This window comes from Amycolatopsis sp. NPDC049159, assembly GCF_040648295.1.
Classification (GTDB): Bacteria; Actinomycetota; Actinomycetes; order Mycobacteriales; family Pseudonocardiaceae; genus Amycolatopsis; species Amycolatopsis pretoriensis_A.
Genome location: NZ_JBEZDL010000023.1, coordinates 1 through 22,202 on the forward strand (window position 1 = coordinate 1; position 22,202 = coordinate 22,202).

Annotated in this window: 19 protein-coding genes and 2 pseudogenes; 11 read left to right on the forward strand and 10 right to left on the reverse strand. The window is 73.2% G+C overall.

The window, feature by feature from the left end; genetic code table 11:
• Nucleotides 1-191: 191 nt before the first annotated feature.
• A complete protein-coding gene (locus AB0B33_RS35980) occupies nucleotides 192-2,546 on the forward strand; it encodes a bifunctional (p)ppGpp synthetase/guanosine-3',5'-bis(diphosphate) 3'-pyrophosphohydrolase (RefSeq protein ID WP_247023915.1) in 2,355 nt (784 codons plus the stop codon).
• Between the two features lie 27 nt (nucleotides 2,547-2,573).
• Here AB0B33_RS35980 and AB0B33_RS35985 read toward each other — a convergent pair.
• Nucleotides 2,574-2,743, reverse strand: a pseudogene (locus AB0B33_RS35985) (IS481 family transposase); the annotation flags it as partial.
• A 98-nt stretch (nucleotides 2,744-2,841) separates the two neighbouring features.
• Nucleotides 2,842-4,110, reverse strand: a complete 1,269-nt coding sequence (locus AB0B33_RS35990) for an amidohydrolase family protein (RefSeq protein WP_360780245.1) — start codon at nucleotides 4,108-4,110, stop codon at nucleotides 2,842-2,844.
• A 51-nt stretch (nucleotides 4,111-4,161) separates the two neighbouring features.
• Here AB0B33_RS35990 and AB0B33_RS35995 point away from each other — a divergent pair, with 51 nt between their 5' ends.
• The 3 genes from AB0B33_RS35995 to AB0B33_RS36005 all read left to right on the forward strand — a co-directional run bounded on the left by AB0B33_RS35995 (nucleotide 4,162) and on the right by AB0B33_RS36005 (nucleotide 6,756).
• Nucleotides 4,162-4,599 carry a MarR family transcriptional regulator gene (locus tag AB0B33_RS35995; RefSeq protein ID WP_360780248.1) on the forward strand — a complete coding sequence of 146 codons (438 nt, stop codon included), beginning with the start codon at nucleotides 4,162-4,164 and terminating at the stop codon, nucleotides 4,597-4,599.
• 157 nt (nucleotides 4,600-4,756) lie between these two features.
• Nucleotides 4,757-6,415 (forward strand): hypothetical protein, encoded by a 1,659-nt coding sequence (locus AB0B33_RS36000; protein WP_360780250.1) that lies wholly within the window; start codon nucleotides 4,757-4,759, stop codon nucleotides 6,413-6,415.
• Nucleotides 6,415-6,756 (forward strand): hypothetical protein, encoded by a 342-nt coding sequence (locus AB0B33_RS36005; RefSeq protein ID WP_360780254.1) that lies wholly within the window; start codon nucleotides 6,415-6,417, stop codon nucleotides 6,754-6,756. The genes AB0B33_RS36000 and AB0B33_RS36005 overlap by 1 nt, the downstream gene beginning before the upstream one ends.
• On the opposite strand, the gene AB0B33_RS36010 is transcribed toward AB0B33_RS36005, so the two are convergent.
• Nucleotides 6,749-7,600 (reverse strand): alpha/beta hydrolase, encoded by an 852-nt coding sequence (locus AB0B33_RS36010; RefSeq protein WP_360780257.1) that lies wholly within the window; start codon nucleotides 7,598-7,600, stop codon nucleotides 6,749-6,751. The two genes, AB0B33_RS36005 and AB0B33_RS36010, sit on opposite strands and share 8 nt — an antisense overlap.
• A 73-nt stretch (nucleotides 7,601-7,673) precedes the next feature.
• Here AB0B33_RS36010 and AB0B33_RS36015 point away from each other — a divergent pair, with 73 nt between their 5' ends.
• Nucleotides 7,674-8,453, forward strand: a complete 780-nt coding sequence (locus AB0B33_RS36015) for an enoyl-CoA hydratase-related protein (RefSeq protein ID WP_360780260.1) — start codon at nucleotides 7,674-7,676, stop codon at nucleotides 8,451-8,453.
• Between the two features lie 22 nt (nucleotides 8,454-8,475).
• Here the strand turns inward: AB0B33_RS36015 and AB0B33_RS36020 are convergent, their stop codons facing one another.
• The 4 genes from AB0B33_RS36020 to AB0B33_RS36035 all read right to left on the reverse strand — a co-directional run bounded on the left by AB0B33_RS36020 (nucleotide 8,476) and on the right by AB0B33_RS36035 (nucleotide 11,645).
• Nucleotides 8,476-9,039 (reverse strand): hypothetical protein, encoded by a 564-nt coding sequence (locus AB0B33_RS36020; RefSeq protein ID WP_360780263.1) that lies wholly within the window; start codon nucleotides 9,037-9,039, stop codon nucleotides 8,476-8,478.
• 74 nt (nucleotides 9,040-9,113) lie between these two features.
• Nucleotides 9,114-9,914: a hypothetical protein gene (locus AB0B33_RS36025; protein ID WP_360780266.1), complete on the reverse strand. Its 801-nt coding sequence runs from the start codon at nucleotides 9,912-9,914 to the stop codon at nucleotides 9,114-9,116.
• Nucleotides 9,915-9,987: 73 nt separating this feature from the next.
• The gene (locus AB0B33_RS36030; RefSeq protein ID WP_360780269.1) at nucleotides 9,988-10,767 is read right to left on the reverse strand and encodes an aminotransferase class IV; all 780 of its coding nucleotides are present in this window, start codon (nucleotides 10,765-10,767) and stop codon (nucleotides 9,988-9,990) included.
• Entirely contained in the window at nucleotides 10,767-11,645 is an 879-nt protein-coding gene (locus AB0B33_RS36035; RefSeq protein WP_247023904.1) for a peptidylprolyl isomerase, read from the reverse strand. The genes AB0B33_RS36030 and AB0B33_RS36035 overlap by 1 nt, the downstream gene beginning before the upstream one ends.
• Before the next feature lie 147 nt (nucleotides 11,646-11,792).
• On the opposite strand from AB0B33_RS36035, the gene AB0B33_RS36040 reads away from it, so the two are divergent.
• Both AB0B33_RS36040 and AB0B33_RS36045 read left to right on the forward strand, forming a co-directional pair.
• Nucleotides 11,793-12,359 carry an MBL fold metallo-hydrolase gene (locus AB0B33_RS36040; RefSeq protein WP_360780657.1) on the forward strand — a complete coding sequence of 189 codons (567 nt, stop codon included), beginning with the start codon at nucleotides 11,793-11,795 and terminating at the stop codon, nucleotides 12,357-12,359.
• Nucleotides 12,360-12,361: 2 nt separating this feature from the next.
• Nucleotides 12,362-13,003: a hypothetical protein gene (locus tag AB0B33_RS36045; protein ID WP_247025153.1), complete on the forward strand. Its 642-nt coding sequence runs from the start codon at nucleotides 12,362-12,364 to the stop codon at nucleotides 13,001-13,003.
• 29 nt (nucleotides 13,004-13,032) lie between these two features.
• Here the strand turns inward: AB0B33_RS36045 and AB0B33_RS36050 are convergent.
• Nucleotides 13,033-14,283, reverse strand: a pseudogene (locus AB0B33_RS36050) (YibE/F family protein); the annotation flags it as partial.
• Nucleotides 14,284-15,023: 740 nt separating this feature from the next.
• Nucleotides 15,024-16,001, reverse strand: coding sequence for a GlxA family transcriptional regulator (locus tag AB0B33_RS36055; RefSeq protein WP_360780272.1), 978 nt, complete (start codon nucleotides 15,999-16,001; stop codon nucleotides 15,024-15,026).
• A 100-nt stretch (nucleotides 16,002-16,101) separates the two neighbouring features.
• Here AB0B33_RS36055 and AB0B33_RS36060 point away from each other — a divergent pair, with 100 nt between their 5' ends.
• The 4 genes from AB0B33_RS36060 to AB0B33_RS36075 all read left to right on the forward strand — a co-directional run bounded on the left by AB0B33_RS36060 (nucleotide 16,102) and on the right by AB0B33_RS36075 (nucleotide 20,950).
• On the forward strand, nucleotides 16,102-16,806 hold the full coding sequence (locus AB0B33_RS36060) for a DJ-1/PfpI family protein (protein ID WP_360780275.1): 705 nt from the start codon (nucleotides 16,102-16,104) through the stop codon (nucleotides 16,804-16,806).
• A 103-nt stretch (nucleotides 16,807-16,909) separates the two neighbouring features.
• Nucleotides 16,910-19,870: a BTAD domain-containing putative transcriptional regulator gene (locus AB0B33_RS36065; protein ID WP_360780278.1), complete on the forward strand. Its 2,961-nt coding sequence runs from the start codon at nucleotides 16,910-16,912 to the stop codon at nucleotides 19,868-19,870.
• 99 nt (nucleotides 19,871-19,969) lie between these two features.
• Complete coding sequence (locus AB0B33_RS36070) at nucleotides 19,970-20,479, forward strand: hypothetical protein (RefSeq protein WP_247023900.1); 510 nt, start codon at nucleotides 19,970-19,972, stop codon at nucleotides 20,477-20,479.
• Nucleotides 20,480-20,569: 90 nt separating this feature from the next.
• Complete coding sequence (locus AB0B33_RS36075; protein WP_360780282.1) at nucleotides 20,570-20,950, forward strand: SPW repeat protein; 381 nt, start codon at nucleotides 20,570-20,572, stop codon at nucleotides 20,948-20,950.
• Here the strand turns inward: AB0B33_RS36075 and AB0B33_RS36080 are convergent.
• Entirely contained in the window at nucleotides 20,940-22,007 is a 1,068-nt protein-coding gene (locus tag AB0B33_RS36080) for a DNA polymerase ligase N-terminal domain-containing protein (RefSeq protein ID WP_360780286.1), read from the reverse strand. The two genes, AB0B33_RS36075 and AB0B33_RS36080, sit on opposite strands and share 11 nt — an antisense overlap.
• Between the last annotated feature and the right edge of the window lie 195 nt (nucleotides 22,008-22,202).

The window sequence follows — 22,202 nt, forward strand, 5'->3', positions numbered from 1 at the left end:
TCGCAGGCGGCCGGTGCTCGGCCCGTCCGGACGCCAAGCGTGCCCGAACGCGCACCGTAAACTGGCGGCCGTGGCGGAGACGACTGTGGACGAAGCCGTGGCATCCCCCTGAACGGGCGCACCCGACAGGGCTGCGAGGCGCAGCGGCTACCCTGGTGGTCCGAAGGCCGCACGAGCAGCAGGAGGTGCGGGTGAGCCAGGAGCTCGACGCCGCGGTGCCCGCGCACCAGGACGCCCAGCAAAACGGGCAGGCGGCGGCACAGCCCGCGCCGCCGAAGCCGAACGGCGCGGCGCCGAACCCGTCCGCGACCCGCCGCGTCCGGGCCCGCCTCGCCCGCCGGATCACCGCGCAGCGCGCCGCCCCGGTCAAGCAGGTCCTCGAGCCCCTCGCCGTCATCCACCGCGAGCTGCACCCCAACGGCGACCTCGGGCTGCTGCAGCGCGCCTACGACGTCGCCGAAGAACTGCACCGGAACCAGCGGCGCAAGTCCGGCGACCCCTACATCACCCACCCGCTCGCCGTCGCGACCATCCTCGCCGAGCTGGGCATGGACACCACGACCCTGGTCGCGGCGCTGCTGCACGACACGGTCGAGGACACCGGCTACGCCGTCGAGAGCCTGAAGGCCGACTTCGGCGAGAAGGTCGCCGAGCTCGTCGACGGCGTCACGAAGCTGGACAAGGTCAAGCTCGGCACCTCCGCCGAGGCCGAGACCATCCGCAAGATGGTCATCGCGATGGCCAAGGACCCCCGCGTCCTGGTCATCAAGCTCGCGGACCGGCTGCACAACATGCGCACGATGCGCTTCCTGCCGCCGGAGAAGCAGGCCCGCAAGGCCCGCGAGACGCTCGAGGTCCTCGCCCCGCTCGCGCACCGGCTCGGCATGGCCACGGTCAAGTGGGAGCTCGAAGACCTCGCGTTCGCGATCCTGCAGCCGAAGAAGTACGACGAGATCGTGCGCCTGGTCGCCGACCGCGCGCCGTCGCGCGACATCTACCTGCGCTCGGTCATCACCGACCTGACCAGCAACCTCGTGTCGTCGCGGATCACCGCGAAGGTCGAGGGCCGGCCGAAGCACTACTACTCGATCCACCAGAAGATGATCGTCCGCGGCCGCGACCTGGACGACATCCACGACCTGGTCGGCGTGCGGATCCTGGTCGAGGACGTCCGCGACTGCTACGCGGCGATGGGCGTCGTGCACGCGCTGTGGCAGCCGGTGCCCGGCCGCTTCAAGGACTACATCGCGCAGCCGCGCTTCGGCGTCTACCAGTCGCTGCACACGACGGTGATCGGCCCCGACGGCAAGCCCCTCGAGGTGCAGATCCGCACCTACGAGATGCACCGCACCGCCGAGTACGGCATCGCCGCGCACTGGCGGTACAAGGAAACCAAGGGCACGCACAACGGCAACGCCGTGGACGTCGACGAGATGGCGTGGATGCGCCAGCTCCTCGACTGGCAGCGGGAAGCGGCGGACCCGGGCGACTTCCTCGAGTCGCTGCGCTACGAGCTCGCCTCGCGCGAGATCTTCGTGTTCACGCCGAAGGGCGACGTCATCACGCTGCCGGTGGAGTCGACGCCGGTCGACTTCGCCTACGCCGTGCACACCGAGGTCGGGCACCGCTGCATCGGCGCCCGCGTCAACGGCCGCCTGGTGGCGCTGGAACGCAAGCTGGAAAACGGCGAAGTCGTCGAGATCTTCACGTCGAAGGCGGAGAACGCCGGGCCGTCGCGCGACTGGCTGCAGTTCGCCGGCTCGCCGAAGGCCCGCGCGAAGATCCGGCAGTGGTTCGCCAAGGAACGCCGCGACGAGGCGATCGAAGGCGGCAAGGAAGCCATCACCAAGGAGATCCGCAAGGTCGGCCTGCCGATCCAGCGGCTGGTCTCCGCGGAGTCGATGGGCGCGGTCGCCACCGAACTGCGCCACGCCGACATCTCGTCGCTGTACGCGGCGGTCGGGGAGGGCCACACCAGCGCGAAGCACGTCGTGCAGCGGCTGGTCGCCCTCATCGGCGGGGTCGACGCGGCGGAGGAGGAACTCGCCGAGCGCGCGACGCCGTCGACGGTCACCCGCCGCCGCGGCTCCAACGACGTCGGCGTCGTGGTCAAGGGCGCCAGCGACGTCTGGGCGAAGCTCGCGCGCTGCTGCACCCCGGTGCCGGGCGACGAGATCCTCGGCTTCGTGACCCGCGGCGGCGGCGTGTCGGTGCACCGCACGGACTGCACGAACGCCGGCGACCTGCAGTCCCAGCCCGAGCGGCTGGTCGAGGTCGAGTGGGCGCCGTCGGCTTCGTCGGTGTTCCTGGTGGCCATCCAGGTCGAGGCGCTCGACCGCCACCGGCTCCTCTCGGACGTCACCAAGGTGCTGGCCGACGAGAAGGTCAACATCCTGTCGGCCTCGGTGACCACGTCCCGCGACCGGGTCGCGGTCAGCCGCTTCTCGTTCGAGATGGGCGACCCGAAGCACCTCGGCCACGTCCTCAAGGTGGTCCGCGGCGTGGAGGGCGTCTACGACGTCTACCGCGTGACGTCGGCTTCCTAGGCGTCCTGACCCGTGAGGTCGGAAGCGCGTGACGCCGTAGCTGGTGAAAAACGCCTGGGCGGCCCCAGAACGCGACCGCGGTCTCCCGGGTCTCACCAGCCAGGATCTCGGTGCAGGCCAGGGGAGTGGTCGTCCACGGCGTTGTGCAGGCAGGCGTAGCCACGCCCGCGAGTGCGACCGTTGCGGCGGCCGGCGGCATCGAGACCGACTCCTGGAACCGTTCCGCGGCCCGCCGCGGTGGTCACCCGTCCTTGACGATGCAGCGGGCCAGGCACAGCCTCCCCGCACAGAACACCTAGGGCACCCACGACCCGTCGACGGCGATGCCGGCGGCCGCGGCGATCCGGTTGCGCGATTCCCGCAGCCGGGTGCGCAGAGCCGGTAAGTCGACACCGAGCAGTTTCCCGTCGCGCTTGACCGCTTTTCCGGCCACGAAGACGCTGTCCACCAGCCCGGGGTGCCCGGCGGCGACGATCGTGCCGACCGGGTCGGCGACGGGGAAGACCGACAGGTCCTCGGCGTCGAGCAGGACGAGGTCGGCGGCCTTGCCGACGGTGAGGCTGCCGGTGCGGTCCGCGCGCCCGCAGGCGCGGGCGCCGTCCAGCGTCGCGAACCCGAGGACGTCCCTCGTCGTGATGCGCCCGCGTTCGGCCGCCAACGCCGTGCGCATGGCGCCGAACAGGTCGCCGGCCGCGGACGGGCAGTCGTCGATCGACAGCGACGGCCGGAGCCCGGCGGCCAGCGCCCGGCCGGTGATCAGCGGCTCGAAGCCCATCTTCAGCTCGACGTCCGGGCTGATCGACACCGAGGAGCCCGCGTCGGCCAGCATCGCCAGCTGGTCGTCGGAAAGCCCGTTGCCGTGGACGACGGTCGTGCGGTCGTCGAGCAGGCCCCGCTCGCGCATGCCGTCGATCGGCCGGTCGCCGTGCGGCCAGCCGCCGGTGCCGTGGACGTGCAGGCTCACCCGCAGCCCGAGTTCCCGCGCCAGCGCGACATCCGCGGCAGTATCGTCCATTGTGGACACCACCGGCCCGCGCAGGCCCAGTGCCATGTCCTCGCCCGGCAGCACCTCGCGGACGCGCCGGATCTCCGGCTCGATGTCCGGCCCGTCGGCGCCGTAGCAGAAGATCGAATGGCCGGGCGCGTCGCGCAGGGCCTGGATCGCGGCGTCGGCGTTCTCCGGCCGGAAGGCGCAGTGGAACCAGTCGAGCACGGTCGTCACGCCGGAGCTGAGTGCTTCGAGCCGGCCGAGGAGGTTGCCCAGGTAGACGTCCTCCGGCCGGTAGTGGGGCTTGAGCGTGCCTTGCACGGCGACGCGGTACTGGTCGAACGTCCAGTCGGCGCCGAGGCCGCGGAACGCCGTCTGCCAGGTGTGGCGGTGGGTGTCCACGAGGCCGGGCAGCACGATCTTGCCCGTGGCGTCGACGACCTCGGCGCCGGTCGCGTCGATCGCCGGGGCGACGGCGGCGATCCGGCCGTCTTCGATGAGCACGTCGCCGCGGGGGAGCGTGCCCACGGCGGGATCCACGCTGACCACCAGGCCGCCCTGAATCAGAGTCTTCATCGGTGTCCTTCCCCAAGAGTTGACGTGTCAACTCTAGCGTAGACTGACGGCATGGCGGGCATGAGTGCGGCGGACTGGGCGTTCTGGGACACCTGGATGCGGGCCCAGCGCGTGCTCGTCCGCGAACTCGACCAGGGGCTCCAGCGCGACTGCGGCATCTCGAAGGCCGAGTTCAGCGTGCTGATGACGCTGGGCCGCCCGATGCGCGTCGGCGAGCTCGCCGACGCGCTCGACTGGGAGAAGAGCCGCGTCTCGCACCTGTTGACACGCATGGAGAACCGCGGGCTCGTGGCGCGGATCGAGGACGGCGCGACCGGTCGCCGCACCGGCGTCGAGCTGACCGCCGAAGGCCGCCGGACGGCCGAACGCGCCACCCGTGCGCACGGCGGCAACGTCCGCCGGCTCGTCCTCGACCAGCTCAGCCCCGGGCAGGCCACGGCCATCCGGGAGTGGGCCGAGCAGCTGATCGAGCGCGCCGAACGCGGTTAGCGCAATTGCCGCAGGCCCGTGTCCGGGAATTGTCATTCGACGATTCCCGGAACCGCGCGACCACGGTGTAAATGCCCTCCCCGGAAACCGCGCCCGCATGCTACGGTCGGCAAATTGCAGGTGGTCCGAAATGTGCGGTTGTGCCGGGAGGGGCAGCATGTCCGACGACACCACGCGGTACCTGTGCGCGGCGTCCTACCTCGACCCCGGCTACAGCACGCGGGCGATCAAGGAATTCCTCGTCGAGCCCACCCGGCCGGTCCCGGCGACGCCGGGGATCGACGCCGGCCGCGTGCTCACCGAAGCCGTGCGAGCCCGGGCGCGCCGCAAGAACTACGACTTGATCCTGGTGCTGCTCATGGCGGTCGTGCTCGCGCTGTCGTGGGACAACCTGGTGCTGTACGGCTGGATCGTGCTGTCGGTCCTGCTCGTCGCCGCGCGGGCGGGCAAGACCACCTACGTCACGCAGCGCACCTTCAACCCGAAGACGCTCGTCATGATCGGCCTTTCCATCGTGGTCGTGTGGCTGGCGCTGACCTACGGGAGCGCGCTCTTCGAGGACGACCGCAGCCGGTACGCCGCGCGGTACGACGACTACTACGAAGAGACCTCGGGCGGCAGCACCGCCCGGCTGGTCGTCGGCATCGTGCTCGCCGTGGTGGTGCTCGTGGTGGTGACGATCGAGCGGTGGTCGCTGTGGAACCTGCTGACGAGCCGCTTCCGGCGCCTCGCCCCACCGGCGCCCGACACCGGCACGCTCACCGGGGCGTTCACCGAAGACTTCCGCGAACAGCTCGGCCGCTACCGGCGGGACGACGAGCTCGCGGGCTCGGCCGGCGCGCCCCTGGTGGTGTACCGCGGCTACAACCCCTTCGTGGGGGCGGGGTTCCGGCGTGCGGCCTGGTCCATGGCGATCCCGCTGGAGCGGGTCGAAGACGGCGAAGACGCCCCGGAAAACCGGCCGGAGCTGACCACCGAAGCGATGTACGCAGGGATCCGCGCGGCGATCGGGAACCTCCGCAACTCGAGCGCGCTGTCGCCGGACCGCCGGCTGGCCGGGCTGACCGTGACCGAAGCGGTGTTCACCCCGGCCGCGGAACTCGTCGACCACCTGGACGAGCCGGAAGCCGCGGCGTACCTGCCGGACGTCGAGCACCCGCCGCTCACGCGGCTGCCCGAGGCGCACGTCGAGCAGCTCCGGACCGAGCCGAAGGAATGGGCGCGCTACTACCTCTGCTTCCAGGTCGAGACCTGGGACCGGGAGCTGGTGCTGACGACGTTCCTGCACGTCGCGGTGGCCGACACGACGCTGTACGTCGAGTGGACGCCGTTCATGCTGCCGCCGGTCAAGGCCGAGTACCGGGCGGTGGACAAGATGCGGCCGGACTCGCTGCGCCCGTTCGGCCAGGGACTGCTGGCGTGGCTGGAGATGCCGGCGACCCTGCCCGGCCGGGTCGCGAACGTGGCGTCCTGGATCCGGCAGCCCGGCCGCGAGCCCGGCGTCCTCGACCCGGACCGCTACGGCACCGCGAGCACGCTTCGCGAACTGGGGTCGGTGAACAGGTTCACCGACTACTTCCAGCTCGTCGACATCGAACGCTACGAAAAGATCATCGAAAGCCGGCTCCTGCCGGCCATCGGCAAACTCCTCGGCGACGCCGGGTTCTCGACGGCGAAGTTCGACGAGCAGGCGGCGGTCGTGATCAACAACGACATCACCATCGCGGGCGACAACCGCGCCCCGATCACCCAGACCGGGACGGGCAGCCAGCTGCTGCCCGGCAAGCCCGGCCGGACGGCCAGGACGGAGGTCTGATGGGACACCGCATTTCGAACAAGGTCAGCATCGGCGGCGACAACTCGGGCGACATCAGCCAGACCGGAATCGACGGCGGCGGGGGAGAAGCCGCGGTCTCGTCGCTGCTGGAGCTCGTCGAGCGCCTCACGGCCGAGGTGCGCGGCAAGGAGCTGGCCAAGCAGGAGGTCGTGGAGGACACGCTGGCCGACCTGGCGAGCGACCTGCGCGCCGGGGAAGCCGCGGAGCCCGCGGTGGTGCGCAGCCGGTGGGAGAAGGTCAAGGGCCTGCTGGGCGGGCTCGTGCAGTTCTCGGAGCTGGTGGCCAAGATTTCCGACCAGGTGCAGAAGATCTTCACCTGAGCGGCTGTCCGCCAAGGAATTCCCGCAGCAGCGCGGTGACCTCGTCGGGGCGTTCCATCGACGGCAGGTGGCCGGTGTCGGCGAGCTCGACGAGTTTCGCGTCCGGCAGCGACTCCGCCAGGTGCGCGGAAAGCTCGACCAGGCCGGGTGCGTCGGACGTCCCGATCACCACCAGCGCCGGGGTGGTGATCTCGGCCAGCCGGTGCCGGGTGTCCGGGATCCGCTCCGTCCACTGTGGAGCCGTCCAGTCGTGGCGGTAGACCTGCTCGCACATTTCCCGCACCAGCGCCACCATTTCGGCCGGCAGCACCGACACGTCCCGCTCCGGACCCGCGACCAGGTAGTCGATGTTGGCGTCGGCCATCGCCCGGACGTCCGCCGGGTCGACGTCGCCTTCGCGGGCGTGGTAGCGGGCGAGCCGGTCGGCCGGGAGGATCTCGGCGGTCAGGCGCGCGATGTCCGCCTGCATGTGGTCCGGCCACGGGTGCCCGGTGAGGCCGGAGCCGAGCAGGGCGACCCGGGTGATCCGCTCCGGTGCGGCGAGGGCGGCGTCCAGCGCGCACGCCCCGCCCATGGACGCCCCGACGAGCGCGGCCTGCTCGATCCCCCGGGCATCGAGCAGGGCCAGCAGGTCCTCGAAGTGGGCGAACTCGCCGGGGCCGTCGGCGGTTTCGCCGAAGCCGCGGCGGTCGTAGCGGATCACCCGGTGCGTGGCGCCGAGCGCGGTGAACTGGGCGTCCCACATCCGGCGGTCGCCGATCGCGGCGTGCAGCAGCACGACCGCGGGCCCCTCACCGGCTTCGTCGTAGCCGAACGTCGTCCCGCCCACCTCGATCATCGCCATGGCCTCAAGCTAGCGGCACGACCACGTCACACACCGCAGGTTTCGCTGAGGGCGAGCGGTTAGGGTGCGGTGCATGACCGACGGATTCGACCTGACGCGCGACGGCGAAGTCGCCCGGCTCACGCTGACCCGGCCGGAGAAGATGAACGCGATCACCTACGGCATGTGGTCGGCCATCCCGGCCGTGGTGGCCGAGGTCGAGGCCGACCCGGCGCTGAAGGTGCTGCTGATCGCGGGCGCGGGCAAGCACTTCTCCGCGGGCGCCGACATCAGCGAGTTCGGCGAGCTGCGCACCACGGCGGAAGGCGCGGCGAGCTACGACAAAGCGGTCGAGGGCGCGGTGGCGGCGCTGACCTCGATGCGCAAGCCGTCGGTGGCGATGGTCCAGGGCAACTGCATCGGCGGCGGCTGCCAGGTCTCGGTCGCCTGCGACTTCCGCTTCGCCGCCGAAGGTTCCCGGTTCGGCATCACCCCGGCGAAGCTCGGCATCGTCTACCACTTCGATTCCACGCGCCAGCTGGTGTCGCTGGTCGGCCCGGCGCACGCCAAGTACTTCCTGCTGTCCGGCGAGCTGATCACGGCGGCCCGTGCCCGCGAGATCGGCCTGCTCAACGACGTCTTCCCGGCCGAATCGCTGGAAGCGTCGACGGCGGAGTTCGCCGCGACGCTGTGTTCGCGTTCGCAGGCGTCGATCCGCGGGATGAACCGGATCATCGAGAAAATCGTCGCCGGCCAGGAGACCCCGGACGCGGAGGTCGAGGAGATCCGCTCCGAAGCCCTGCACGGCGAGGACTACGCGGAGGGCGTCGCCGCGTTCCTCGAGCGGCGCCCGCCGCGCTTCACCTACCGCTGAAGTCCCGTCGCCACAAGAGAAGTCACGCGTCCAGGTACTCGCGGAAGTGCTCGGCGACGACGTCGGTGACCCCGGCCGGGTCGAGCCTGCCGTCGATCTCGATGACCCGGATGCCCCGCGCCCGCGCCGAGCGGACCGCCTGCGCGGCCAGCATCCGGTCGCGCGTCAGGCGGCTGCGCTGCTCCGGGATGGTGGGCTCGTCCGGCCGGTGGCGCAGCTGGTGCTGGCGGAACAGCTCGGTCGGCACCAGCACCACCATCCGGCGCGGCGAATCCACCAGCGGGGCCACCAGTTCCGGGTGCAGGCCCCAGCCCTCGGCGACGATCGGGCGCGGGGACTCCCACGCGCGCAGCTCGTCCAGCGCCCGCTGGAACCGCTGTTCGAACTCCGCCAGCACGGCGGTCAGCTGCTCGCCGGCCGGGACGTCGTCCCCCGGCGCGGTGGCGGGGCGCGCGCGGTGGTCGTGGTGGTAGGTGGTCAGCCCGTGGCGGTCGGCCAGCAGGCGCGCGACCGTGGACTTCCCGGTCCACGGGGCGCCGCCGATCCACAGCGCCTTGCGCAGGGTCCCGAACGGATCCGAGGTCATCGTTCGACTATTGCGGCCCCGGCGGGCCGAGGCCAGGGTTCCGGCGCCGGTTGAGCCGTTCAGCGCAGGGCCGGTCACCGCCCGTCGTCGTCGACGACGAGCACCGTCGAGCCGTCGGCGAAATCGGGTGGGCCGCCCAGCTTGAAGTGGAACCGCGAACCCGGCCGGACCGCGGCGATCACCTGCGTGTCGGCGGTGTCGAGCACGATGATCGCGTGTTCGGCCGTGCTCGGCTCCGGCCGCAGCACCGCCGGCACGACCGGGATCGGCAGCGTGCCGCTGACCGAGCCACTGCAGTCGTCGCCGGTCTCGGGTTCGAGCGGATCGGGTGGCTCGGGCGGTTCGAACGGCGGGGGCGGCACGAGCTGCGGGCGCCGTCGCCACCAGAGCCCGGCGATCAGGCCGGTCAGCAGGCCGCCGGAACCGCTGACGGCCGACGCCAGCCCGACCCCGAGCCCGGCCGGCTCCGGGGCCGCCACCGGCGCGGGAACGGGCACGGGTGGGGCGGCCGGCAACGGGCCGAACCGGACGGCCGGGTCCTGGGCGTCCTCGGGCAGCTGGAGCACCTGGCCCGGTTCGATCCGGGTGGCGTCGGTGAACGGCGAGCCGTCCGGCCGCGGCCGGCCCTGGTTCAGCCGGAAGATCTCGGGAAAGCGGTTCCCGTCGCCGAGCGCGCGTTCGGCGATCCTGAACAGCGTGATGTCGTCCGGGTTGTCGGCGTGCGGCACGATGTAGTACTTGACCGACGGCGGGTCCGGGGCGGCCTGCGCGAGGGCCGGACCCCCGGCGAGCACGGCGAAGAGGACACCGGCGGCACCGGCTTGCCCGGCTCGCCCGAGGACGCGGCGCACCGCGGGAGCCCGGTTTTCGGCCATGGTCGGCACCTCTCCCCGGCGACCCCGGCGGGTTCCGGTGTTGCCCCCTACACGGGGCCGGTGCGGCCGTGGTTCAGATCTCGTCCCAGGGAACGGTTTCGTAGGCCCCCGCGAGCAACGCCACCGCGCGGTCCGCGGGCGGCAGGACGAGGTCGTCCACGGCGGCGACCGGGCGGCCGGGCGTTTCGGAGTTCGTCACGAACATCGCGTCGAAGTCGCGGAGGTCGGCCGGCCGGACTTCACGCGTTTCCTGCGGTACGCCGAGGCGCCGCAGGGCTTCCTTCTGCACCAGCATCGTGATCCCGGGCAGCACCGCGGCTTCCGGCCACACGACCGTGTCGCCGTGGAGGAATCCGGCGTTCCAGATCGACGCTTCGCTGATCCGCCCTGCGTGGTCGACGAACAACGCGTCGTCGAACCCGGCCAGCTCGGCTTGGCGGGAGTGGTGGATCAGCCCGAACGTGCCCAGGTGCTTCACCTGGGGCAGGTCCCGCTCGTAGCGGACCGTCCGCAGGCGCAGCGGAGCCGGGTCGGGCGGGTGCGGCGGGAGTGTCCGGACGAGGATCTCCGGCCGCATCGGCTCGTCGAACGAGCGCGTCAGCACCAGGACCCGCACCGAAAGCGCCGGTTCGCCGTCGATCGCCTGCCGGACGTAGGAACGCACCAGCTCGACGTCGAGGTCGGTGCCGAACAGCAGCCGGGTGCTCGTCGCGAGCCGTTCGAGGTGGAACGCGAGCCCGCGGACCCGCCCGTCCCGGACCTGCATCGCGGTGAAGTGGCCGTAGGAGACCATTCCCGCGAGCGCGGCGTCCGGGCCGAGCGGATCCCCGTTCAGCTCGTAGCGGGGCGGCACTACGCGACGGTGACGCCCGTGAACTTGACCTGCTTGGTCGGCGCACCGGTGCCGTCCTGCGGGTTCGGGTTCGCGATGCCCGCCTTGGCGACCGCGTCGAGCACCTTCAGGCCCTCGTCGCTGATGCTGCCGAACACCGAGTAGTCCGCCGGGAGGCCCTCGGCGTTGCCGTAGACCATGAAGAACTGGCTGCCACCGGAGTTCGGGGCGGACGTCTTCGCCATGGCGAGGATGCCGCGGCCGTACTTGATCTCCGGGAACGCCTCGTCCGGCATCGTGTAGCCCGGGCCGCCCTGACCGTCGGTCGTCGGGTCGCCGGTGGCCGAGGGGTCACCGCACTGCAGCATCTGCAGGCCCTCGGTGCCGAGCCGGTGGCACATGGTGTCGTTGTAGAAGTTCTGCTTCGCGAGGCTGATGAAGCTCTGCACGGCGCAGGGCGCGAGCGCCCGGTCGAGCGTCAGCGGGATGTCGCCCGCGGTGCTCTTGAGCGTCACGTTGACCGTGCCGGTCGACGGGACGTTCTTGCCGTCGGGCGTGTTCACCTTCTTCGGCGCCTTGCTGCCCGTCGTGTCGGCCTTGAAGTCGCACGTCGTCGGGTTCGGCAGCGCCGTGGCCCGCTTCGGCAGCGCGGTGCGCTGCGTCGGGATCTGGACTTCGGTCGGCGGCGGGGTGGCCGAAGACGACGACGCGGCCGTGTCGGTGCTGTCACCGCCGTTCGCGCTCACGATCCACACCACCACGCCCGCGACGACGAGGACCGCCACGCCGACTACACCGGCGCCGATCCTCCTGCGTCGCTTCTGCTGCTCCAATCGGCGCTCGAGCTGCCTCTCGAGCTTGCGCTTCGCAGCTTCGCGGCGCTGCTGGTTGGTCGCCACCCCGTACCCTCCAGGTTTCCGCTCGTGTCACACGTCTGAGGTAGCGGCAGTGTATGGGCACAGCCTGTGAGGACCATGTACAGGGCCCGCTAGTCTCAACCCGATCGTGATCGGCGCCATCCGGCGCGGATGTCCGGGAGGCGTTCGGTGCTCGTCGTCGGGTTCGGCAGCGGCCCGCTGCAGGCCAACTGCTACCTGCTGGCGGAGGCCGCCGGCGGGCCGTGCGTGGTCGTGGATCCGGGGCAGGAGGTGGCCGCGCCGCTGGCCGCCGCGCTCGCCGAGCACCGGCTGGTCCCGGCGGCCCTCATGGCCACCCACGGGCACCCCGACCACGTCGCTTCGGCCGCTTCGCTTTCGGCCGAGCACGGCGTCCCGCTGCACCTGCACCCGGCCGACGCGGACCTCCACGACGGTGCCAGCGTCCCGCTCGAAGCCGGGACCTTCGCCGGGCTGGAGATCGACGTCCGGCCCGCGCCCGGGCACACCCCGGGTTCGGTGGTGCTCGTCCTGGAGACGGCGGAAGGCGGGCGGCTCGCCCTGACCGGCGACACGCTGTTCGCCGGGTCGGTGGGCCGCGGCGACGTGGCGGAGGCGGTGCGGGAGCTGGTGGCGAACCTGCCGGACGACACGGTGGTGCTGCCGGGCCACGGCCCGGCGACGACGATCGGCCGGGAACGCGCGGGCAACCCGTTCCTCGCCGGGACGGGGGCGTGAGCATGGCCGAGGAGACGACCGAGCGGATCGCGCTGTTCGAGGAGGACCCGCGCGGACGCCGTCGCCGCGGGATCTCGGGCCTGATCGGCGTGGTCATCGTGGCCGCGGCCTTCGGCGGCGTCGCCGGGCTGATCGGCGGCACGGTGCCGGGCTTGATCGTCGCGCTGGTGATCGCCCTGCCGCTGCTGTACGTGATGGCGGTGAGCATCCGGCGCCGCGTCTGGCTGGAGGGCTCGACGCTGCTCGTGCGCACCTGGGGCCTGCGCCGGGTCGACCTGGTCGCCGCGACCCGGCTCGACCTCGTCGTCGGCGACGTCCGGGGCAGCCGCACGGTCAGCCTGCTGGTCAACGCGGGGCAGCGCGGCAAGGTCGCGAAGGTGGACCTCGCGGTGTTCTCCGGGACCGGCGGGCGCGAGCTGGGCATCCTGCAGCTGCGGAAGCTGGCGAACGCGCTGATGAACAACACCGAGGCGAACGGCCTCGTCTTCGGCGAGCTGCTGGTCGCCGAGCTGAAGGCGGAGGCGCGCGGCTCCGGCGTGGCCGAGCGCCCGCTCTACCGGCTGGCGTCGGTGGCGCCGTCGGGCAAGTACGTCCAGCGCTTCACGATGGAAGCCGTCAGCCGGTTCGTGGCGACGCTCGACTGACGTCGTCCTCGCGGGCGGCCGCGCCGGTGTCACGGATGGGACGGAACGGCCTTCGTGGTGCTGCTGAGGTGGGCCGCCGGCTCGCGGGAGGCGATCAGCGCGGCCAGGACCGTCGTCACCGGGACGGCCGCGACGATGCCGACGCTGCCGGCGAGCGTCCGGATGATCTCCTGCGCGATGTCCTCGCTGCCGAGCAGCGCGCCCAGCCCGACCCCGGAGATCGACGAGTACAGCAGGACCGGCAGCGCGGCCCCGGCGTAGGCCATCACGAGCGTGTTGACCGCGGAGCCGACGTGGTCGCGGCCGATCCGCAGCCCGGAGCGGTAGAGCTCCTGCCAGGTCAGGTCCGGGTTGGCCCGGCGCAGCTCCCAGACGGCGCTCGTCTGGGTGACGGTGACGTCGTCGAGCACGCCGAGCGCCCCGATCACGACGCCGGCGAGCAGCAGCCCGCGCGCGTCGATGCCGTGGCCGAGCGAGCCGATGAGCGTCGAGGTGCTGTCGTCCAGGCCGGTCAGCGAGGCGGCGGCGGAGAAGATCGCGGCGAGGACGCCGATGAGCGCGAGGCTGACGAGCGTCCCGAGCACCGCGGCGGACGTTCTCGCGGACAGCCCGTGGGTCAGGTAGAGCGCGATGAACATGATCGCGCCCGCCCCGGCGATCGCCACGACCAGCGGGTTTTCGCCGGCGAGGATGGCCGGGAGGATGAACAGCGCGATGACGACGAAGGACAGCCCGAGCGCGACGAGCGCGGCGACCCCCTGCCAGCGCCCGAGCACGAGCACGGCGACGGCGAACAGCGCGGCGAGCACGAACAGCGGCGTCCCGCGCTGGAAGTCGACCAGCTGGAAACTGGCCGGGTCATTGGCGTTCCCGCCGTTGTAGGCGAGCACGACGGCGTCCGCGGCGGCGAACCGCGGGGTGCTGGGCTCGATCGGGACGGTCAGCTTGAGCTGCTTCCCGTTCGCCGGCCCGTCGGTCATGGTGAGGTCGACGGTCAGGCAGGGTTTCGCGTTCGGGTCGGTCTGGTCGCCGACCTGCACCTGGCCTTGCGCGAGGCAGGGGCCGGTGGCGGTGGCGGTGATGTTCGCGTGGACGGGCGTGCCTTGGGGGACGACGCTCGTGGGGGACGCCTTGCCCCAGGGGTAGAGGACGACCATGCCGACGACGGTGGCGAGGGCCAGCGGGGCGAGCAGCCAGATCAGGAGCAGCTTGACCCGGCGCGACGCGGGGGCGGCGGGGCCGTGCCCATGGCCGTGGCCATGCCCGTGGCCGGTTTCGGGTTCGGCCGGTGTGCGCGGCTGGGAACTCGCGGCGGCGCGCTGGGGGCCGGTGTCGCCACGCCGGGTGGTGCGTTGAGGGCCGGTGTCTCCGCGGCGGGGCCGGGCGGTGTCGGTTTGGTCGACGGCCGGGGCTTGCTGGGCGCTGCGGCGGGGTGGCGCGCTGTCGGCTTGATCGGCGGCGCGCTGCGGGCCGGTGTCTCCGCGGCGGGGCCGGGCAGTGCCGGTTTGGTCGCCCGTGGGGGCTTGCTGGGCGCCGCGGGGGACTCGTGGGGTCTCGCCTTGGTCTTCGGCGGGGGCTCGCTGGGCGCTGCGGCGGGCTGGTGCGTGGTCGGCGGCGGCCGCGGTGCGGTGCGGTCCCGTGTCCCCGCGACGGGTCCGGGCGGTCTCGCCCAGGTCGACGGCCGGGAGCCGCTGGGCGCCCGTGTCGGCTCGGCGGCTGGTGCGCGGAGCCGCCACGTCGGCCGGGATGCGGTGCGAGCCGGTCTCGGGCGGCACCCGCTGCGCTCCGGTGTCCGTGCGGCGGCGGCCGGCCTCCGGTGGCGTGCGGCGGGCCGGTTTCCCCGGCGTTCCCGGCGTTCCGGACGTGCCGGGCCCCGGCGAAGGGGACACCTCGTCCGTGACCCGGCGAATCGGTCCGGTGGCGTCGTCGGCGAGGTCGGGGCGGTCCACCCGCACATCCTGACAGCGGGATCCCGGCGCCCGCGCCAGGGGCCGCCGGGCGACCGGTTCGTCCGGATGCCTCAGCCGTACGCCTGGCGGACGTGCACCCGCCGGTACGCCGACGGCGGCGTGTCGAAGTGGTCGAGGAACGCCTGCCGGAGGGTTTCCGTCGAGCCGAAGCCGCAGCGGCGGGCGATCGTGGCCAGCGGGAGGTCGGTGCCGGAGAGCAGGCGGGCCGCCTGCTCGGTGCGGATCGTCCGGACGTACCGGCCGGGCGTGGTGCCCAGGTGCGCGTCGAACAGCCGGGTGAGCTGGCGCGTGCTGATGCCCGCGCGGGCCGCGAGCGCCGGCGTGCCCAGGTCGTCCTCGAGGTGCTCGGCGATGTACGCGGTCAGGTCGCGGACCTCGCGGTGCTCCGGTGGCGGACCGGACAGGAACAGGCTCACCTGGGCCTGGTTCCCGGGCCGCTGCAGGTAGGTGACCAGCGCGCGGGCCGCCTCGCGGGCCAGTGACGGGCCGTGGTCGGCCTCCACCAGCGACAGCGTCAGGTCGAGCCCGCTCGTCACACCCGCCGCCGTGTAGACGTTGCCGTGGCGGACGTAGAGCGGCACCGGGTCCACCGTCACCGCCGGGTAGTCCCGCGCGAGCTTCGCCGCGTAGCGCCAGTGCGTGGTCGCGCGGCGGCCGTTGAGCAGGCCGGCCGCGGCGAGCACCTCGGCGCCCGTGCAGACCGACGCGACCCGGCGGCTGGTGCGGGCCAGCCGCCGGACGTGGGCGAGGACGCGCTCGTCGGCCGCCGCGGCGGGGCTGCCCCAGCCACCCGCGACGACCAGCGTGTCGAGGTCGCCGGCGACCTGGTCGAGCCGCAGGTGCGGCTGCAGCACCAGCCCGGCGCAGGTGCGGATGCCGTGGCCGTCGACCGAAGCGAGCTGGAGCTCGTACGGCGGCCGCGCGCCGAGCCGGTTCGCGGCGTCGAACACATCGGCGGGACAGGCGATGTCCAGCAGCTCGGCGTCGGCGTACCCGACGATCACGACCCGTCTGGGTGACCCTGACATGATCGGCACGCTAGCAGCCGGACCGGGCGCTCGGACGCGGTTCGCAGGAATCCGGACACCGGCGCCCCGCCCGGCGTCCCGGCCCGCCATGGTCGGGGACATGACCGATGAGCAGAAGACCCTCGCTTTCGTCGTGTACCCCGGCCTCACGCCGCTCGACCTGGTCGGCCCGCTGCAGGTGCTCAGCGCGCTCGCGCGGATGGACGCCGGCTACCGGACCGTCGTCGTCGGCGCGAGCACCGGCACCGTCGGCACGGACACGCCGTTGCGCGTCGCCCCGAGCCACACCTTCGACGAAGTCCCGGCGCCGTACGCGGTGCTCGTGCCCGGTGGCACCGTGCCGACGCTGCGCGCGATGGCCGACGAGCGCCTCCTCGCGTGGCTGCGCGCCGCGGCCGCCGGCGCCGAGCTGGTGACGTCGGTCTGCACCGGCTCGCTCATCCTCGGCGCGGCGGGCCTGCTGGAGGGGAAGAAGGCGACCACGCACTGGATGTTCCGCGACGTCCTCGCCGGGCTCGGCGCCACGCCGGTCGCGCAGCGGTGGGTCGAGGACGGCTCCGTGATCACCGCCGCCGGGGTGTCGGCGGGCATCGACCTCGCGCTGCACCTGGTGGAACGGCTGGCCGGGCGGCAGCTGGCGACCAACGTCCAGTTCGGCATCGAGTACGACCCGGAGCCGCCGCAGGGCGCGCTGGACTGGGCGAACCCGCCCTTCGGCGACCTCAAGCCGCTGCGCGAGCACACCCTGCGGGAGGGGCTCGCCGACCACCCGGAACTGCTGGAGAAACTGCTCGCGCACACCTGACCGACGTCGTCGGCCATCCGGGTGATCGGGGGACGCACCGCGCGCCCGGCGGCTAGATTCAGCTCGCTCGATCAGGTGATCTCGCGGGTGGGGTGTTGTAGCCGTGCGGTTCCAGGTGCTCGGCCCGATGACGGCCTCCGTCCCGCTGCCCTCGGCGGCCCAGCCGCGGCGGCTGCTCGCCGTGCTGCTCGCGCGCGCCGGACAGTTCGTCGGCCGCGACACGCTGGTCGACGAGCTGTGGCCGGACGGCGCGCCGTCGAGCGCCGCGGCGATCGTGCAGGTCACCGTGTCCAAGCTGCGCAAGACGCTCTCACCCGGCCTCGGCGCCGCCGAGGCCGGGCAGCGGCTGCGGTCCGGGCCGCGCGGGTACGCGCTGAGCGTCGAGCCGGGGGAGCTGGACGCGGACGAGTTCCTGACGTGGCTGTCGGCGGGTGCCGACGACCGCGCCCAGCGCCGCCGCGGCCTCGAGCGGGCCCTGGCCTGCTGGCGCGGCGACGCGTTCGCCGACGTCGCCGGCGGACCGCTGCTGGAGGCGCACAAGCTGTGGCTGGAGGACCGGCGCTCGGCGGCGTTGCTGCAGCTGGTCGAGCTGGAACTCGCCGACGGCGACGGCCGGTCGGTGGTCGAGCGGCTCGGCCCGGTGGTCGCGGCCCGGCCCGCCGACGAGCGCTTCGCCGCCCGGCTCGCGTCCGCGCTCGGCACGGTCGGGCGCCGCGAATCGGCCCTGGAGGTGCTCCGCCGGACGCGCCGGGCGCTCTGGGAAGAGGCGGGCGTGTGGCCGGGCGCGGACCTCGTCGCGGTGTACCGCCGGATCGCCGGCACCGAGTGGACGACGCCGGGCCCGCCCGCCCAGCTCCCGCCCGCGGTGCCCGACTTCACCGGCCGCGCGGCCGAACTCGCCGACGTCACGCGCGCGGTGCGGGGTCCGGCGCCGGTCGTGCTGCACGGCGCCGCCGGGGCCGGCAAGTCCGCGCTCGCGGTCCAGGCCGCGTGGCGGGTCCGCCGCCGGTTCCCCGACGGCCAGCTGGCCGCGTCCCTGCGCGGGTCCGACGGCACCCCCGCCGAACCCGCGGCGGTGCTTTCCGGCTTCCTGCGCCTGCTCGGCGCGACCCCGTCGGAACTGGCCGACCGCACGGGATTACCGGGACTCTGGCGCGGCTACACCGCCGACCGGCGGCTGCTGGTGCTGCTGGAAGACGCCGCGTCCGAGGCCCAGGTGCGAGCCCTGCTGCCGAGCGGCCCGGGCTGCGCCACGCTGGTCACGACCCGCCGCGAGCTGCCCGGCCTCTGCGGCGCGCACGCGGTTCCGGTGCCTGATCTGTCCACTGAGGACGCTCACGCGCTGCTGGCCGCGATCGCGGGGGAGTCCCGGCTGCGCGCGGAACCCGAAGCGGCGCAACGACTTCTCGCCCGGTGTGGCCGCCTTGCCCTGGCTGTCCGGATCGCCGGGGTGCGCCTGGCGGCCCGGCCGAACCTGCCGATCGCCGAACTCGCGGCCCGCCTCGCCGACGACCGGCGCCGCCTCGACGAGCTGACCGCGGGCGACCTGAGCGTCCGGGCTGCGGTGACATCGGCGCTGCGCGAGCGGCCCGCCGGTGACGTCGCTTTGCTGAGGCTGCTGACCGCGTTCGAGGGCGCCGTCCCGGATTGGTCCGCGGCGGCCCTGCTCGACCGCCCGACACCGGAAGCCCGCGACCGCCTCGACGAGCTGACCGCGGCGCACCTGCTGGACGCGGCCGGGACGATCCCGCCGTTCGTGCGGCTGGTGCTGGCAGAGGGCCCGCCGGGTGAGGTCGACCCGGCCGCCCTGCGCCGCGCGTGCGAGACCGCGCTGGCGCTGGCGGAGCACGCGCTGGGACGTCCGGCGCGCCGGCCATCGGCGGCGGGGGCGAAGCCGGATCCCGCGGTCCTGCGCCGGGTCGCCGCCGATCCCGCGGCCTGGGCGGCCGCCGAAACCAGTCACCTCGCGGCCGCCGTCCGGCTCGCCGGCGCCCACGGCTGGCACGACCTGACCGAGCGGCTCGCCGACGCCTGCACCGCCCTCGCCGGCACCCCGTGGCTCGGCCGCGCCGCCCGGGCCGTCACCGTGCTCGGGCTCGCCGCCGCCCGGCGGCGGCGGGATCCGCGGGCCGAAGCCGAGAAGCTCTACAACCTCGGGGCCGTGCACTGGCAGCACGGCCACGCCCGCCAGGCGCGGAACTACTTCGCCATGGCCGAGCACCGCTACCGGGCCCTGGAGGACCCTCGCGGCACCGGCACCGCGCTGGCCGCGCTCGCCGACGTCCACCTCGACGGGGGTGATCCGCGGGCCGCCGAAGCGGAGTTGCGGGAAGCCCTCGCCCTGCTCCGGGACTGCGGGGACCGGCGCGGGCAGGCGGCCGCCGCGGCGCAGCTCGGGTCGCTCGCCGAAGACGTCGGGGACGTGCGGGGCGCGGTCGAGAGCTTCGAAGTGAGCATGCTGCTGGCCCGCCAGTGCGACGACAGCCGCTGGCACGACCAGGCCGCGAAGCGCTACGCCGACGTCCTGCGCCGCCACGGTGGGCACGACCAGGCGGCCGACCTGCTCACCGGGGCGCTCGGCGGCGCCGTCCGGACGCGGGAGCGGCACTGGGAGGCGCACGTCCTGCGCAGCCTCGGCGACCTGCACACCGACGCCGGGGAGTTCGCCGACGGGCAGCGGTGCCTCACGCGGTCGCTGGCGCTGTTCGACCAGATCGGGCACCGGCACGCCGCCGCCTACACCCACCGCAGCCTGGGCGAGGCCCGCCGCCGGGCGGGGGATCCGGTGGGGGCGCGGCGGCACCTGCTGGCCGCCATGGCCGTCTTCCGGGAGCTGCGTGACCGCCGCGGCGCCGGGTACGCCCTGCTCAGCCTGGGCCGGACGCACGCGGCCGAAGACGCCGCGGCCGAGGCGGCGCGGTGCCTGCGCGGGTCGGCCGGGCTGTTCCGCGAGCTGGGGTTCCCGCTCTGGGAGCTGCGTGCGCTGGGGGAGCTGACCAGCGTGAGCGGTGAATCCCCGGCCCGCGACCGCAGCCGTGAACTCTTGACGAAGATCAGGACCTGACGCCCGCACCGGCCCCGCCCGCGGGCGGGTGTTTGGCGAAGTTATGGGCCTCCCGATTTGGCTGCCGCCGACGGATCGTCGGATCGAGGAGGCAACGGCATGCCGGGACAACGGATTCTGGCGCGGGCGGCACTGGGGCTGGTCGCTTCGGCGGCGACGGTCGTGTTCGCGACCATCGGCACCGCGTCCGCGAGCGTCGAGGTGACCAAGCTCAGCCAGTCGGCGGCCGCGTCGCAGCTGTCCGCGGCCGGGGTGACGCACTCGTCCAGCGGGGGCTGCACGACGCGGTCGAACTCGACCTGCACGTCGTACGAGCAGATCAACCAGAGCACGGTCAGCGGCGTGATCACGCTGAAGCGGGCGAGCGGCTGCGCGATCAACATCACCGGCGGCACCGAGGTCGGCCACGCGTCGGGTACCTACAGCCACTACAACGGCTACAAGGTCGACATCGCGCACAACAGCTGCATCGACGCCTACATCAAGAACAGCTTCGGCTACATCGGGCTGCGCGGCGACGGCTACCCGCAGTGGAAGGCCGGCTCCGGCAACCTCTACTGCGACGAAGGAAACCACTGGGACATCACGTACTACACCTGCGGCTGCTGACGTCCGGGGGCCTGTCCGTTCCGAGGGCGGCGGGCAGGCCCCGGTTACCGGCTGCGACGGCCGGGTACCCGAGCGGGTGGAGGTGAGGAGATGACTTCGCACAGCACCCCGGCTCCCCGCTCGCGCACGGCGCTGATCGGCGCGGCGGCGGGCTTCGTCCTGCTGGCCGGGCTCTACCTGGTGCTGGCCCCGTGGATCGCCGGCTTCGGCGGCGCGGGCGTGCTCGCGCTGAGCGACACCCTGGTCGGCCTGGTCCTGATCGCGCTGGCGATCGCCCGCACGGCCACCCGGCGGCTCGCCCTGATCGGCTGGGTCGTCCCGGTCCTCGGCGCGTGGGCCGCCGTCTCGCCGTGGCTGCTCTGCCACGGCGGCGAAACCCCGCCGTCGACCGGCGCCCTGGTGGGCAACGTCGTGGCCGGCGCCGTGGTCGTCGTCGCGGGACTGGCGCCGGCCCGCCGCGTCAGTTCTTGATCAGCAGCCAGTCGCCCGAGCCGTCACCGGGGCGGTAGGGGCTGTCGGCCCGTTTCGCGACGACGCCGGGGAGGCCGTGCTGCCGGCTCGCGCCGGTCACGGCCTCGCCGCCGCCGGCGAAGTAGCGGGGCACCTGCCAGTGCCGGTCTTCGACGGCGAACCCGTCGAGGAGTTCCCGGCGTTTCGTATAGGGCAGGTCCAGGGTCGGCTTGCCGTCGAGGTGCAGGACGTCGGCCGCGAAGTAGAAGACGGGGCAGTGGGCCTTGAGCCGCTTGGCGGCGGCGCCGTCGGCCTTGCGCCGTTCTTCGAGCCCGTCCGGGTGCGGCTTGCCGTCCTTGACCACGACGACTTCGCCGTCCAGCAGCACTTCCGTCGACCCGAACTCCTCGCCGAGCTTGTGCAGCTCGGGATACCGCCCGGTGACGTCGGCGCCGGTTTCGTCGTGCGCGGTGACGCGGCCGCCGCTGACCAGCAGCATCGTCCGCAGGCCGCCCCAGGCGAATTCGTACGCCCACTCGTCGTCGTCCGCGGGCAGGTCGCCGGGGACCGCCGTCATCGGCTCGAGGAACTCGGGCGCGTCTTCGTGGCCGGGCTCGGCGGGGTCGAGGCGCCGCAGCGTCCAGTCGCGGTCGTCCTCGTCGTGCCGGTTGAGGAACAGGTACTTGCCGCGCGCGCGTGCGCCGTGGAAGACGACCTCGACCTTGTGGTCGTTCCAGTGCAGGGTTTCGTACTTCCCGGTGTCCCACACGGTCATCCGGCCGCCGCCGTACTCGCCGGCGGGGATCTCGCCCGCGAAGGTGAGGTACTCCATGGGGTGGTCTTCGGTGTGCACGGCGAGCCGCGAGACGCCGGGGGAGAGCGGCAGGCCCTTCGGAACGGCCCAGGAGACGAGCACGCCGTCGCGCTCCAGCCGGAAGTCCCAGTGCAGCCGGGTGGCGTGGTGCTCCTGGATGACGAAGAGGTCGTCGCCCCCGGGCTCCGGCGGCCCGTCCGGCCAGGGTTCGGGGGTGCGGTCCTTGCCGCGTTTGCCGCGGTATTCCTCGAGTCTGTCGGCCATGGCCGCCCCGGTACCCCTTCCGCTGCAAGAGCTTCCAGGGTACCGGGCGCGGTGAGCGTCGTCCGGCCGCCCTGGGATGGCCGACTCGTTCACGACGCCGGACCACGATTCCCGGGAGCGGACGTCATGAACGACCCTTTCACCGCGTCTGGCGAGGTGAAAGGGTCGTTCATGACAGTGCAGGCCGCCCGGCCG

Excerpts from the sequence above, each read along its gene's own strand:
- AB0B33_RS35990 (WP_360780245.1), bottom strand. The coding sequence starts at position 4,110 with ATGAAGACTCTGATTCAGGGCGGCCTGGTGGTCAGCGTGGATCCCGCC.
- AB0B33_RS35995 (WP_360780248.1), top strand. The coding sequence starts at position 4,162 with ATGGCGGGCATGAGTGCGGCGGACTGGGCGTTCTGGGACACCTGGATG.
- AB0B33_RS36000 (WP_360780250.1), top strand. The coding sequence starts at position 4,757 with ATGTCCGACGACACCACGCGGTACCTGTGCGCGGCGTCCTACCTCGAC.
- AB0B33_RS36005 (WP_360780254.1), top strand. The coding sequence starts at position 6,415 with ATGGGACACCGCATTTCGAACAAGGTCAGCATCGGCGGCGACAACTCG.
- AB0B33_RS36010 (WP_360780257.1), bottom strand. The coding sequence starts at position 7,600 with ATGGCGATGATCGAGGTGGGCGGGACGACGTTCGGCTACGACGAAGCC.
- AB0B33_RS36015 (WP_360780260.1), top strand. The coding sequence starts at position 7,674 with ATGACCGACGGATTCGACCTGACGCGCGACGGCGAAGTCGCCCGGCTC.
- AB0B33_RS36020 (WP_360780263.1), bottom strand. The coding sequence starts at position 9,039 with ATGACCTCGGATCCGTTCGGGACCCTGCGCAAGGCGCTGTGGATCGGC.
- AB0B33_RS36025 (WP_360780266.1), bottom strand. The coding sequence starts at position 9,914 with ATGGCCGAAAACCGGGCTCCCGCGGTGCGCCGCGTCCTCGGGCGAGCC.
- AB0B33_RS36045 (WP_247025153.1), top strand. The coding sequence starts at position 12,362 with ATGGCCGAGGAGACGACCGAGCGGATCGCGCTGTTCGAGGAGGACCCG.
- AB0B33_RS36055 (WP_360780272.1), bottom strand. The coding sequence starts at position 16,001 with ATGTCAGGGTCACCCAGACGGGTCGTGATCGTCGGGTACGCCGACGCC.
- AB0B33_RS36060 (WP_360780275.1), top strand. The coding sequence starts at position 16,102 with ATGACCGATGAGCAGAAGACCCTCGCTTTCGTCGTGTACCCCGGCCTC.
- AB0B33_RS36070 (WP_247023900.1), top strand. The coding sequence starts at position 19,970 with ATGCCGGGACAACGGATTCTGGCGCGGGCGGCACTGGGGCTGGTCGCT.
- AB0B33_RS36075 (WP_360780282.1), top strand. The coding sequence starts at position 20,570 with ATGACTTCGCACAGCACCCCGGCTCCCCGCTCGCGCACGGCGCTGATC.
- AB0B33_RS36080 (WP_360780286.1), bottom strand. The coding sequence starts at position 22,007 with ATGGCCGACAGACTCGAGGAATACCGCGGCAAACGCGGCAAGGACCGC.